A 13516-nucleotide genomic window follows, 5' to 3' on the forward strand; every position below is an offset into this window, starting at 1 on the left:
GCGTACCCAGTGATCGAGGAACGCGGCATCGACGGCCCCCACGGCACGATCCCGCTGCGCATCTACCTGCCCGACGGGGAATCGAGCGATCTGGGCCTGGTCTGGTGCCATGGCGGCGCCTTCTTCGCGGGCGACCTGGACATGCCCGAGAACGACTGGGTGGCCCGCCGGCTCGCACAGCGAGGCATTCGCGTGGTCACCGTCGACTACCGGCGCGTGCCCAAGCCCGAGGGACCGCGCTGGAAGGACCTGGCCGCCGACAACGACCTCGAGCGGCCGAACCATTTCCCGGTCGCGTCCGAAGAAGTCACCGCAGCCTGGGTCTGGGCCAGCAACCACGACACCGCCCGATCCTGGGCACTCGGTGGGGCCAGTGCCGGAGCCAACCTGGCCGCCGGCGCCACCCTCCGCCTACGCGACCGGGGCGGGCCCGTCCCCCGTGCCCTGCTCCTGGCCTACCCCGTGGTCCACGCCGAGCTACCGCCGCTGTCGGCCGAGCTCCGGGCCAAGGCCGAGGCCCTGCCGGACGAGGCCGCGTTCTGGCCGGACTCGGTGCGCTCGATGAACCTGAACTACGTCGAAGACCCGGCCCTGCTCAAACAGCCCTACGCCTTCCCCGGTGGCCACGACCTCAGCGGCCTACCACCCACGTTCATCATCAACTGCGACCACGACACCCTGCGCGCCTCCGGCGAGCAGTTCGGCGCCGAACTGCTCGCCGGAGGCGTGGACGTCACCGTGATCCGCGAACCCGACACCGTCCACGGCCATCTCAACACCCCTGACGTCCCTCAGGCCCAGGCCAGCATCACGCGCATGGCCGACTGGCTGACCTCCACCACCCTGCTCGGCAGCGCCCACGAGCGAAACTGAACTCGACTACGTCCCCCATTTGGTTGTTGGCTCTGGGGGTGACGGTCAATCTGATCCTGGTCGGCGTCGGCGTGCTGCTCGGCGTGAGCACGGTGTGGTTCGGCTTCGGCGGTGGTTTCGTCGCGGTGCCGGTGATCGCCTGGGCGCACGGCGGCGACGGGGCCCAGGTGCTCGGCATCGCCACCGCCACCTCGCTGCTGATCATGCTGGTGAACGCCCTGGTCGCCACGCTGGCCTCGCGCCGCGAACTGCTGGCCCGGATCAAACCCGCCCTGATCATCTACCTGGCCATCGGCGGCGCTCTGGGCGCCGCCGCCAACCCACTGGTCGACGGCCGGGTGCTGAAGTGGGCGTTCGTGACCTACATCGGGCTGACGGTGCTGGATCTGCTCTTTCGCCCAGGCTTCGTCCACCCCGACTCCCCCAACCCCCGCCAAGCACCGCCCTCCCTAGGCATCCCCATCGGCGCCGTCGCCTCTTTCCTCGGTGTAGGGGGCAGCGTGCTCACTGTGCCGGCCATGCGCCGCTCTGGCGTCTCCATGGCCGACGCGACAGCCTTGGCCAACCCCCTCACCTTCGCCATCGCGCTCCCCGCAACCCTCGTAGCGCTCCTGACCACCCCCGACGCCGACGACTCCGGACGTCTACTGGTGGGCTCGGCCGACATCGGGGCCGCCGCATGTCTATTGGTCTCCGCGATTCCCGTCGTCATCCTGCTCCGACGCCGCCGCGTTCCCGTCCCCGACACCGTTCATGCCTGGGCCTACCTCGTGCTGCTGGTCATTTCAGGCGCGGCCGTGGCTCTGCGCTGAGGTCACCGTGACCGGCTCGATCAACGGCCGATTGTGCCTCACCCCCTACGATCGGTGGCCATGAGCGAGCAGCCGGGCCTGAGGGAGCGCAAGAAGCAGCGCACGTATCGCGAGATCTCGGATGCGGCGATCGCCCTCTTTCTGGCCGACGGGTTCGACAAGGTGTCAGTGGAACAGGTGGCGAGCGCGGCCGGGGTCTCCAAACCCACGTTGTTCCGGTACTTCCCTGCCAAGGAAGATCTCGCGTTGCACCGTCTGGCCGATCATGAGGACGAGGCCGCCCGGGTGGTGCGCGAACGGTTGACGGACCAGTCACCACTGGATGCGTTGCATCACCATTTCCTCGACCGGCTGCACGCCCGGGATCCGGTAACCGGGCTGAACGACGATCCGCAGGTGCTGGCCTTTCATTCACTGCTGTACGGAACGCCCCGGCTGGTCGCCCGCCTGTACGAGTACACGATGCGTGCGGAATCGGCGCTGACCCAGGCACTGGATGAGAACGGTGCGATCGCGTCCCGGTTGGCCGCCGGCCAGATCGTCGCGGTGCAAAGGGTCCTCGCGCTGGAGAATTGGAGACGTGTGTCCGCTGGGGAGGCGGCGGACGCGATGGTTTCTGACGCGGTCGCCTCAGCAGATCTTGCCTTCGGTCAGCTTCGGCAGGGACTGACCGCACTCTCCTGAAAACACAACTCAGTAACATTTGATACTCGGTTGCGCTATCCTTGTGGTGTGAAGTCGTTGGATCACGCTCTGGACCAGGAACGGCGATACCACGATCGATGCCGCACAGCACTGGCGGCGACGATCACCGACAGCACCGAGCAGGTGGTCGCCGGTGAAGGGGTGGCGGCCTCCGGCGCAGACGCCGAAGCGCTGGGGTACGTGCTGCGCAGCCGGGCCAAGGCACTGAGCGAGGAGCCGGATCGTCCGTTGTTCTTCGGGCGTGTGACGTTTGACGAGTCATCGGCAGCCGGCGACCACCTCGGGCAGAGCTACCACATCGGTCGCCGCCGGCTCGCCGAACATCCCGAGGCGCCACCCCTCGTCGTCGACTGGCGAGCGCCGGTATCACGCGCCTTCTACCAGGCCGGCGCTCACGACCCGAAGGGTGTGGCGGTACGGCGTCGGTTCGGCTGGACTCCCGGAAGCAGCGGGGCATCCGAGGATCTGAGCAGTCTGGAGGACGAACACCTGGCCGCCGGCGAGTCGGCACCAAGCCTGACGGTGGCCAGAGAACTCGAACGACCTCGTGTCGGCCCGATGCGTGACATCGCGGCCACGATCCAGCCCGAGCAGGACGATCTGGTGCGGGCACCGCTGAGCAAGTCGGTGTGCGTGCAGGGAGCGCCCGGCACCGGCAAGACCGCCGTCGGCCTGCACCGGGCCGCCTATCTGCTTTACACCTATCCCGGCCGGGTCCAACGCAGCGGGCTTCTGATCGTCGGCCCCAACCGGGCCTTTCTGCAGTACATCTCCGATGTCCTGCCTTCGCTGGGCGAGCTCGAGGTGCGGCAGTGCACGATCCAGGACGAGATCGCCCGCCACCCGGTGCGGGCCCAGGATCCGCAGGCCACCGCATTGGTGAAACACGACGCCCGGATGGCCCAGGTACTGCGCCGCGCGCTGTATGCGCGGGTCACCGAACCCACCTCATCCGTTGCCGTGGTCGACGGCTCGTACCGCTGGCGTGTCTCGCTCGACGAACTGCGCGAAGTGGTGGCCGGCGTCCTGGCTCAGGATGCCCCGTACGCCGTGGGTCGCGAGCGGGTCCGGACCCGGGTGGTGAATGTGGTCCGGCAGCAGGCCGAGCGGCGGGCCGGGCCGAAGAACAACGAATGGATGCGTAAGACGGGTCGTTCCATCGCGGCGTTCGTCGACTCGGTCTGGCCCAAGGTTCGTCCTGAAGAGATCGTGGCCGCGGTACTCACCTCCCCGACCGCCCTCGCCGCCGCAGCCGACGGCAGGCTGACCGCCGAGGAGCAGAAAGCCCTGCTCTGGCCGAAGCCGCCCCGCTCCTGGAAGAGTGCCCGCTGGTCCGACGCGGACCTGGTGCTCATCGACGAGGTGGCTGCTCTGGTGGAACGCCCTCCTGGGTACGGGCACGTCGTGATCGACGAGGCTCAGGATCTTTCACCCATGCAGTGCCGCGTACTCGGCCGACGTGTCGACCTGGGCTCCGTCACCGTGCTCGGTGACCTCGCTCAGGGCACCACGCCCTGGGCCGCCCGCACCTGGCCTGAACAGCTGGCTCACCTAGGCAAACCAGAGTCCCAAATCTTGTCCCTGACGACCGGTTTTCGCGTACCCGCCACCATTCTGGCCTACGCCAACCGGCTCCTGCCCTCGCTCAACGTCAGCGTCCCTCCCTCGCTATCCTTCCGCACGGACGGCCATCTGGCGGTCCAAGCCACCCCCGACCTCACGCGGGCAACCCTCAAAGCCGTGCAAAGCGCCGTGAAATTGCCGGGTTCCATCGGCGTCATCGCCGCGCCCGGCGAGGTCGGCCGCCTCCAACGGATGGTCTCGGCAGCCGGCCTCAACACGTCACCACCACGAGTGAGCGTGCTGCCCGCCGCCACGGCCAAAGGCCTGGAGTTCGACCATGTCATCGTGGTCGAACCGGCTGCCATCGTCGAGGGGGACGCCCGCGGCCTGAACCACCTGTATGTTGCACTCACCAGAGCAGTCACCCGTCTGGAAATTCTGCACCGTCGCCCCTTGCCGATCGATTAGCACTCCCACCCCAAGCACCGATTCCCGTTCGGATCGACTGGCAGATGCCGCCCTGGCAGCAGGCCTTCCGATCGACGTTCCGCTCACTGAAGATCAGTGAGGGTCTGCCGACAACCAGAAGTCAGGGCCTGGCGTACATCAGGATCAGCACCACGAACCACAGCAGGTTGAACACGCCGGCGAAAGCCGCCGCCTGACCTCGCAGCTTGCTCAGCCCAGCAGACTCGGCCGTCAGCATCTTCTCCTGCTGGGGAATGATTTTCAGCAGGAGCATCAGCCAGGCCACAGCGACCAGCACGATCGACAGCCAGATCCAGGTCTCGCCCAGAATGCCGTACCGCACCGCCAGAATCGCCCCGGCCGCCGGGCAGATCAGCGCCAGCAGACCGTAGAGCTGCGTGATCCGGTGCATCGCCACGGCAACCGCACGCCCACCCTCGGCTGCGTCGTCCGCCGCCGCGTACCTCGGGAATAAGCTGGTGGCCACCATGACCGCGCCGATGAACATGATCGCGGTGGCGACGTGGATAAACAGATAGACGTCGTTCACAGGGAGATCTCCTAGTCGGTCAGCGCACTCACGCCCTCGCACGATAACGAGCATCGATCAGGGACGAGTGGCCCGGGCCTTTGGTCCCGATTACCTCGCCGTCTCCGGCCGGTCCGCCACCGACTGCGCTGGAGCCCGGCGCCCGCCGAGCGAAGCGATCAACGCGCCCAGCCCCACGATCACGGCAAGCGCCGCCCACCCCCAGACCAGAGCCGAAGCGGCGGCCACCCCGGCCACCAGAAGGGGACCTCCCGCGTCTCCAAGTTCGCGACCGAGTTCGGCCGAGCCCATGGTCTGTCCCATGCGTTCTTCCGGTGTAGATGCAGCCAGCGCGGCGAAGCCCAACGGCGTGACCATGCCGGTGCCGGCGCCGATCAGAGCGGCCGCGATCAGGATGCCGGTCAGACCGGGCACCATGGCGAACGCGAGACCGCCCGCGGTGATGAACAACCCGGTCAGCAACCCGAAGCGCACCGTGAGGCGCCCCTCGTCCATCAGTCGGCCCGTCCTTGGCTGGACCACTGCCGCTGTCGCCGCGAGGACCGAGACCGCCGCACCGGTCGCGATCGTCCCCAGACCAGCCGCCGCACCCGAGACCGGCAAGAAACCGACACCGGCCGAAAGCGCAGCTGTCGCAGCCGCAAGCGCGGCAGTGGGGGCCAGAAACGCCCGGTCAGAAAGGCGCCTGGCCAGATCGGCCAGGGTTTGACGCTTGCTTGCCTTGGGTTTCACGTCGGGCACCTCGCGCCAGGCCCAGAGCGCCACGAGCGCACCGCACAACGCCATGACCAGGAAGAGCAGGCGCAGGCCACCGAGCCAGACCAGCACACCGCCCAGCAGCGGGCCGAGGGTGTAGCCGATGGACTTGTAGAACCCGTAACTGCCGAAGGCCCGGCCTCGTTTCGCCGCCGGGTTGATCAGCGCGACCAGGGCCGAGGCCGACGGGGAGAAGGCCGAGGCGGCCGCGCCCTGACCGAGCCGGGCGGCCCAGAGCATGGCCTGGGTGTCGGCGATCACGTACAACGACGAGGCCGCGGCGAAGGCGATCAGGCCGCCCAGCAGCACCGGCCGGGCGCCGATCCGGTCGGACAGCGCACCGAAGACCGGCTTCAGGACGACCTCGGCGCCGTCGTACAGGGCCAGCAGGGCGCCGAGCACGAGCAATGAGCTGACCATGTCGTCGGAGAATCCGCCCAGGTTGGCGGCGATGCCGTGGGCTCCGAAGGCGGTGGTGAATCCGGCCGCGTACAGCGGCCACATCGAACGTTGCATCATCGGTTCCCGTGCAGGGCGGCGAAAACCTTCTCCGCGTAGTCCTCGCAGGCCTCGGCGCACTGCTTGAGCCGTTCACCGGCCTCGGCGGCGGCCGGGGCGCCGAACACGTCCCGCGCCGAGATGTCCCGGTGCCAGCGCCGTAGCCGCTCCAGGCTCTGCTCTTCCTCTTCCAGTTCCGCCAGGGTGAACTTGGCGACCCGGATCTCCTTGGCGATCTCCTGCTCGAACTTGAAGCAGTCGGCCAGGAACTCTTTCCACTCGTCGGCCCGCTCGGCGGTGAACATCTCCCGGAAGCGCTCGGCGTCCAGCGCGGTGCGCCCCGAGGCCTGCAGGGTCACGCTCACCCCCTCGGCCCGCTCGGTGAGGGCCAGCGCGCGTTCGACGCCCTCGGCGAAGACCGGGACGTCGGGTGCCGCCCAGATGCCCTGCCCCAGCGACAACGCCCCCACCTTGCGCAGCTCCCGCCACACGGCAACCCGGTGGCGGGAGGGCTCGGCGGGGAGTTTGACCACCAGGATCAGCCAACTCACGTCGTCCGTCACAGCAGTGAATGTAGCAGGCGTTACATCGCGACGTGCGAGTTGGCGATCGAGCTCACTACATGCCAGGTTTGTGGTGTTCACCCGATCTCGGATACAAGACCGGTGGGAGAGATTCGCCCGCGGTTGAGCGGGCTTCGGCGAACGGACGGAAGGAGCGCGGGGTGAGTACCGCGTCATGAGTACGTCCGACTACCGGTCCGGCGAGAAGCTGCTGGCCAACCGCTACCGCATCGGTGAGTTGCTGGGCCGCGGCGGGATGGGCGCGGTCTGGACCGGCTTCGACGTGCTGCTGCACCGTCCGGTCGCGATCAAGGAACTGCGCCCCGCGGCCGGGGTGAACCAGCAGCAGCGCGACGACCTGAACCTGTGGATGCTGCGGGAGGCCCGCGCGGCCGGCCGGATCGACCACCCCTCCGCGGTCACCATCTTCGACGTGTTCCAGGCCGACGGCCGGCCCTGGATCGTGATGCAGCTGCTGTCCGGCAAGACGCTGTCCGACCTGATCAAGCAGGACGAGCCGATCCCGCTGGACCAGGCGATCGGCATCGGCCTGGACCTGCTGGACGCCCTGGAGGCCGCGCACCGGGCCGGGGTGGTGCACCGCGACGTCAAGCCGGGCAACATCATCGTCACCGACAGCGGGCGAGCGGTCCTCACCGACTTCGGCATCGCCCGGATCACCGACGAGACCACGCTCAGCACCAGCGGCATGTTCGTCGGCTCGCCGGGCTACATGTCCCCCGAGCGGGCCCGCGGCGAGTCGCCTGGCCCGGCCTGCGACCTGTGGTCCCTGGGGGCCACGCTGTTCGCGATCACCGAAGGTCTGCCCCCGTTCCGCCGCGAGTCCGCGGTGCTCACCCTCACCGCTGTGGTCAATCAGCCCACGCCGCCGACCGTGAACGCCGGTGCCCTCGGCCCGGTGATCGCGCAGATGCTGAAGAAGGACGCCTGGGCGCGGCCCGACGCGGCCGGCACCCGGCAGTTGCTGCTGCGGGCGCGGACCAAGCTGGCCGAGGCGCAGACGCGGGTGGTGCCGCCGATCCTCGGGCTGCCTTCCAGAACGGCTGCGCCGGGTAAGAGCGAACCAAAGGACGGTGTGCTCGCCTCGGGCACCCCCGGTCCGGTCCGCGGTGGCGCACCTTCGGAGCCGCTCGCCGCCGAACCGGCCGAGACCGCTTTGGCCGGCGATTCCGCTGCCCCAAAGACCGGTGAAGCACAAGTCGATGGGGCAGACGTTGCTGCCCCGGATGCCACGCCAGACGGCCCTTCGGTACCGAGCGCTTCGGTACCGGGCGTTTCGGTGGCGGGCAGCGGGGCATCGGTGGGCGAGAAGCCGGCTGAAGCAGAGTCGGCTCAGGTCGAGCCGGTTGGCGCCGCGCAGTCGATCGAGGAAGCCGGGCGACCGGGTCAGGACTCCGCCGAGGCTGACGAGCAGGCGGCTGCGGGCGCCGCGCCAACGGCCCCAGAAGGCAGCGCTCAAGGTGAAGGCGCAGCCGAGTCCAGTCCCGAGAACGAGTCTGACGCCGAGGCCAAGGGTCAGGCCGGAGCCAAGCTCAGCCCCGATGTCGAGCCTGCCGATGGCGATGCCAAGTCTCAGGCTGGACCCGGCTCCCAGGGCAAGCCCGCATCCGAGGCAGCGGCCACCAAGACTCAGGCCAGTTCCACGGCAGAGCCTGCTTCCAGCCCCGAAACCGCTTCCGAGGCCGAGCCCACCTCCAGCGGCGAGGCAGCTTCCCGAGCCGAGCCCGCCTCGAAGACCGAGCCGAGCTCGGAAGACGAATCCGCTGACAAGGCCGCGGCTTCCAAGCTGAGCGGCGTTACCGCCGCAGGCTCCACGGGAGACTCTGGCCAGGAGCCAGAACCCGAATCCGCCAAGTCTTCTGGCGACAAACCGGCACCCGACGCCGAAGCAAGCTCCGGCAACGCGGCGAAGAAAGACACCGACGCAACACCCGGTGACCCGTCAACCCCGGACCTGGACCCGGCCTCGTCCGGGAGCGCCACGTCCGAGGGCGCTGCACCCGGCACCGCCACGCACGACAGCGCACCCGCCAAGGGCACGCCTGGTAGCAGCACAACACCCGCCCAGGGCCAGCCTGGCACCGTGATGCCCGGCAGCACCACCTCCGACAGCGCGACGTCCGACAGCGCGACGTCCGACAGCGCCACGCCTGCCAGCGCTGTACCCCGCGTGACGCCCACCAGCGATGCGCCCGGCAGCTCTGCATCGAGAACTCCAGCTCCCGGCAGCCCCACGTCCGAGAGCACCACGTCCGCCAGCGCTGCACCCGGCACTGCCAAGCACGACGGCACACCCGGCGGCAGCACAACACCCGCCCAGGGCACACCCGGCACCGTGACGCCCACCAGCGGCACATCCGGCAGCTCTACATCGAGCACTCCAGCACCCGGCAGCACCACACCCGCTGATGCCGCATCTAGTCCCGCAACACCCACCAGCGTCACCGCCGCATCCGCCAAAGCTGCTCCTGGCAGCCCCACTCCCGACGGCACCACGAAGCCGGGCCGCCCCACGAAGGCCAGCGCCGAAGCAGCTCCTACCCCCGCGGCGGCACCGTCCGTAGATACCGCTACGCCGAGCGCCCCGCAGGCATCCACGGCGAAGACCTCGGCGGCGTCAGGCTCGGCCGCGGCACCGTCGAGTGCCGCCTCTACCCCGGCGGAACCTGCTGCCACGGAAGCTATCCCGTCCGCACAGGTCCAGCCCGCGCCCACCGAAGCACTGGACGCCTCGCCGCCCGCTCCAACCACCCCGTCGACAATTACCCCGTCGCAGAACACCCCGTCGTCGAGCACCCAGCCCACCACGCACTCCCCCGCGGCACCGCTGCAACCAGCTACCCCACCGCAGCCACCGCGCGACCGGCCACCGCTTTCGCACCGGCTACGTAATCTTCCCCCGGAGGGCCGCCGGCTGGCCGTGGTCGCGGCGCTTGCCGTGGTCCTGGTCTCCATCGCCCTGATCCTGGTCCAGACCCGCGGAGACGATCCGGCCGACCAGGCCACACCCCCGCAGCCCACACCCAGCGCGTCGGCGACCGAAGGGGCCGAGCCCTCGGCCGAAGAGACGGAAGGCGCCGACCCGACCGAGGCCCCCACCGAAGCGCCCACTCAGGAGACCCAGGAGCCTGAGGCGACCGAACCGTCCTCTGATCCGAATGCTCTTCCCGACGATTTCGAGGTGCGGCGGGACTCGACCGGGTTCAGTGTGGCGCTGCCGAAGGGCTGGGAGCGCTCGACGCGGAACAGCAGCGTGTATTTCCGCGATTCTCGGAGCGGGGCATACCTGCAGGTCGACACCACCACCGAGCCCAAGCCGAACGCGCTGAAGGACTGGCAGGCCAACGAGCCGTCGGCCCGCAACCGGTTCTCCGGGTACAAGCTGATCAGCCTGGAGGAGATCAAGTACCGGAACTACGACGCGGCCGACTGGGAGTACACCTGGCGCACGTCGAACGGCAACCAGCTGCACGTGATCAACCGGAACATGCGGATCAGCGACTCCCGAGCCTACGCCCTGGTCTGGTCGATCCCGGCGGACGACTGGGAGTCCCGGCAGGACGACTTCGACATCGTGATGCGGACCTTCAAGCCCGCCAAGTAACCACCGGAAGGGCGTTCAGGGCGCTGTCCTGGGTCATGGTCACCACCAGCCAGATCAGGCTGACGACCACCAGCAGCGCCCCGATCAGGAAGGCCCAGGTGATCAGGGTGCTGACGAGGTCCTGGGCCCAGTGCGGGATTCGACGCCGCCCAGCGGCCATGCCGGCAGGGGCTGCGGAACGCTGACGCGGCAGATCTTCGGCCACGCTGCCGCTGCAGAGCTCTACGGCGGGGTCGTCCTCGGTGCGGGGACGGTTGTGCTCCGGGAAGTACTGCCCGTCCTGCGCTCCGTAGAACATCTGGACGGGGATGGAACAGACCGGGCACGGAGGCTGGTACGGCGTGAACTGAACTGTCTGGGCGCCTGGGCAGGTCTCGCCGTCTACCCCCACGTGCAGGGGCAGCACGCTTCCCGAGTCGTCTCCGGCGGGGAAGCGGCGCTCGCAGACCTCACAGCGGACCACCGGACGTCCGCCGCGCTGCCGGGGGATGGCCGAGTTGGGTGCCTGGTCGGCCGGGGATGCCTTAGGTAAGGCGGAGTTGGGCGGCATTGAGCCGTGGGACGTCACCGGGCCTCCGTGGCACCTCAAGGGCCAGCGGTCTTCCGGCCTGTTGCGAATGCCGGTCGGCGGGCCGGAAAGCGGTGTGAGGGGCGCCTACCCGAACGGGCGTGTCAGATGTAGCCGTCCAGGCTGATGCTTCCGTCCGGGGTGCTGGAGATGGTCGGTGGCATCAGCGGTTCGCCGCGCCCCATTCCGGGCGCCATCGTCATGTAGTTGAGGGCCAGGTTCAGGAACTGGGCGTCGATGATTCCGCTGTTGTGCATGGCGTACAGGTCGGCCGAGGTGATGTCGTCCCAGGGAATTGCGGCCAGGGAGGCGCCCTGCCGGGCAGCGGCGAGCTGGGAGGCCATGATCGGGAACTTGTCCCCGGCCGAAGGGCCTGCCGACTCGCCCGATCCGCGGGTCAGGGTCTGGACCGCGACCGACGAAGAGGGTGGTACCGGCGCCGGCATCGGAGCCGGCGCGACTGACACTTTTACGTCCATACCGCTGAGCCTCACATCCGGGAGATGCTTGATTGCGCGGTGGAGGGGCAATCTTGAGGCCTCAGTCGGCCGTCCCCAGTAGGACATGAGAGGTTTCGGCGAAATCCTGGTGCCAGGCGTGTCCAAGCTTACCGATCAGCAGACTCACGCTGTACTTGCCGCCGGAAACGGGACGAACCAGATCCGCCCGCCCGCTCACCGAATCTAGTCCAGGCAGAACTCGTTGCCCTCGATGTCCTGCATGACCAGGCAGGACTCGTTGTCCTCATCGGCCACCATCAGCCGGACCTTCTTGCCGCCGAGCTTCTCCAGCCGGGCGCACTCGGCCTCGAGCGCAGCCTGACGTTGCGCCCCGACCATTCCGGTCCCGACCCGCACGTCCAGGTGCACCCGGTTCTTCACCGTCTTGCCCTCGGGAACCCGCTGGAAGAACAGCCGCGGGCCCTTCCCGGCCGGGTCCACACAGGCATAGTGCGAGCCGCGGTCCTCGGGCGGCAGAGTCTGGTGGTACTCGTCCCAGCTCGCATACCCGCTGGGCGGCGGCGCCTCGTAACCCAGCACCGCGCACCAGAATCGCGCCACCATCTCCGGCTCCGCACAGTCGAAGGTGACCTGAACCTCGCGTACCGTCGCCATGCGCCGATCCTAGCGAGCGCCCTTGGTATCGGCTGAGGTGTTCTCGGCATCGCTGAGCAGTTCGATCCGCCGCTCGATCCGGCGCGGGGCAGTCCAGGTCAGCGCCGCGATCAGGAAGAAGAGCGTCGCGACCACGGCGAACCAGAACGACCAGACCACCGCGGCGGTGAAGGCCAGCCCGAGCAGAATCTCGAAGCACACGGCGAAAGGACGCAGCATCAGCTGTTTCTCACGCAGATCAAGAGCCAGATTCCGGGCTGCCGCCCGCAGTCGGGGATCGCTCGGCACCGGACCTTTCTGAGTCGCGCGCTGGACAACGCGCAACTCGTCACGGTCCTCGATACCGGTGACTTCACGGGCCCGGCGGTGGTAACGGGCCAGAATGATCACCGTGACCGGGCCGATGCTCAGCCCGCGTATCGCCGCATCGATCGCCAGGTCTGCGAAGCTCTTCTGCACACCGATGAAAGGGTTGACCAAGAGACTGGCCGCCAGAACGCAGACCGTGACAAATGGCCAGGCGAGCAGCGCCGTGACCCACAGCGGTAGAGCCTGAAGTTTGCGGCGCATTGCCGCATTTTGACCCGGCTCTCCGGCGAGCGCCTCCCGACCGGGCCATCAGGTCGCTCGCTCCCGGCCGATAGCGTGCCCTATCGTTCCCGGGACGGCTGGAAGCCTCCGCGCCCCGATCAGGCGCCCACAACGTCCTTAATTGCGGGTTTAGATCGCCCCAGTGCGCATGGTCCTGTTTTCGCACGGACCTTTGCCCTGAAAACCGTTGTGGGGTTCGGGTGTTGGATAGTGCAATGATGATCGCCGAGCCGCTCGACCCCCGCGTCAAGCGCACCCGCGCTCAACTGGGCAGCGCGGTGCGCGAACTCCTGCGCGAGCGGGATCCGGCGGGCATCTCGATCACCGACATCACCAGCGTGGCCAAGGTCAGCCGGCCCACCTTCTACCTGCATTACACCAGCCCGGACGATCTGCTGGCCGAGACCGTGCGGCGTGACCTCGACGTCCTGGCCGGCAGCGCCGCGGTGCCCCGCCCGGAGGACACCGGCCCGCCGCAGGCCCTGCTCGAACTCATCGGCGAGCTCAACCGGGTGCGCTGGCTGTACCGCTGCCTGGTCAGCCAGACCACGTCGTTCGGGCAGAGCCGGGGCGAGGTGGTCAGCTACCTCACCGAGCACGTGCGCGACCTGATCCTGCTGCGCCAGCCCGAGGTGCCCTACGATCGCGCACTCGAGGCCGCGCACTTCGTCGCCGGGGGCACCCTGGCCCTGCTTTCCACCTGGCTGGCCGACCCCGAACCGGCCGGTGAGGACGAGGTCCGGGCGTTCGGCGAACGGGTCTGGGGGCTGCTGTCGGGAGTGCTCGAAGGGCTCGTCTGACCGATGGGAGCAGTTGTTTAAGCTTGCCG

13 protein-coding genes are annotated in these 13516 nt (G+C 68.6%); 6 read left to right on the forward strand and 7 right to left on the reverse strand.

Features of this window, described 5'->3' with window-relative positions; translation table 11 throughout:
* The 4 genes from LR394_RS29595 to LR394_RS29610 all read left to right on the forward strand — a co-directional run.
* The coding region (locus tag LR394_RS29595; protein WP_231447873.1) for an alpha/beta hydrolase at positions 1-873 on the forward strand (873 nt) is incomplete at its 5' end.
* Positions 874-911: 38 nt separating this feature from the next.
* On the forward strand, positions 912-1685 hold the full coding sequence (locus LR394_RS29600) for a sulfite exporter TauE/SafE family protein (RefSeq protein WP_231447874.1): 774 nt from the start codon (positions 912-914) through the stop codon (positions 1683-1685).
* A gap of 60 nt (positions 1686-1745) precedes the next feature.
* Entirely contained in the window at positions 1746-2369 is a 624-nt protein-coding gene (locus tag LR394_RS29605) for a TetR/AcrR family transcriptional regulator (protein WP_231447875.1), read from the forward strand.
* 48 nt (positions 2370-2417) lie between these two features.
* Entirely contained in the window at positions 2418-4421 is a 2004-nt protein-coding gene (locus LR394_RS29610; protein ID WP_231447876.1) for a HelD family protein, read from the forward strand.
* Positions 4422-4542: 121 nt separating this feature from the next.
* Here the strand turns inward: LR394_RS29610 and LR394_RS29615 are convergent, their stop codons facing one another.
* From LR394_RS29615 to LR394_RS29625, 3 genes are all read right to left on the reverse strand, one after another.
* On the reverse strand, positions 4543-4971 hold the full coding sequence (locus tag LR394_RS29615; RefSeq protein WP_231447877.1) for a hypothetical protein: 429 nt from the start codon (positions 4969-4971) through the stop codon (positions 4543-4545).
* A gap of 90 nt (positions 4972-5061) precedes the next feature.
* Positions 5062-6231, reverse strand: a complete 1170-nt coding sequence (locus tag LR394_RS29620) for an MFS transporter (protein WP_407937153.1) — start codon at positions 6229-6231, stop codon at positions 5062-5064.
* An 11-nt stretch (positions 6232-6242) separates the two neighbouring features.
* Complete coding sequence (locus LR394_RS29625) at positions 6243-6788, reverse strand: Chromate resistance protein ChrB (protein ID WP_231447879.1); 546 nt, start codon at positions 6786-6788, stop codon at positions 6243-6245.
* 175 nt (positions 6789-6963) lie between these two features.
* Between LR394_RS29625 and LR394_RS29630 the strand changes: the two genes are divergently transcribed.
* Entirely contained in the window at positions 6964-10413 is a 3450-nt protein-coding gene (locus LR394_RS29630) for a protein kinase domain-containing protein (protein WP_231447880.1), read from the forward strand.
* Here the strand turns inward: LR394_RS29630 and LR394_RS29635 are convergent.
* The 4 genes from LR394_RS29635 to LR394_RS29650 form a co-directional block, all read right to left on the reverse strand.
* Positions 10397-10981: a hypothetical protein gene (locus tag LR394_RS29635; protein ID WP_231447881.1), complete on the reverse strand. Its 585-nt coding sequence runs from the start codon at positions 10979-10981 to the stop codon at positions 10397-10399. The genes LR394_RS29630 and LR394_RS29635 overlap by 17 nt on opposite strands.
* 104 nt (positions 10982-11085) lie before the next feature.
* Entirely contained in the window at positions 11086-11448 is a 363-nt protein-coding gene (locus LR394_RS29640; RefSeq protein ID WP_231447882.1) for a hypothetical protein, read from the reverse strand.
* A gap of 216 nt (positions 11449-11664) precedes the next feature.
* The gene (locus LR394_RS29645; protein ID WP_231447883.1) at positions 11665-12096 is read right to left on the reverse strand and encodes a VOC family protein; all 432 of its coding nucleotides are present in this window, start codon (positions 12094-12096) and stop codon (positions 11665-11667) included.
* A 9-nt stretch (positions 12097-12105) separates the two neighbouring features.
* A complete protein-coding gene (locus LR394_RS29650; protein ID WP_231447884.1) occupies positions 12106-12666 on the reverse strand; it encodes a hypothetical protein in 561 nt (186 codons plus the stop codon).
* A gap of 239 nt (positions 12667-12905) precedes the next feature.
* Between LR394_RS29650 and LR394_RS29655 the strand changes: the two genes are divergently transcribed.
* A complete protein-coding gene (locus LR394_RS29655; RefSeq protein WP_231447885.1) occupies positions 12906-13487 on the forward strand; it encodes a TetR/AcrR family transcriptional regulator in 582 nt (193 codons plus the stop codon).
* Positions 13488-13516 lie beyond the last annotated feature (29 nt).

The sequence above is a fragment of the Kineosporia babensis genome, assembly GCF_021129305.1.
Classification (GTDB): domain Bacteria; phylum Actinomycetota; class Actinomycetes; order Actinomycetales; family Kineosporiaceae; genus Kineosporia; species Kineosporia babensis.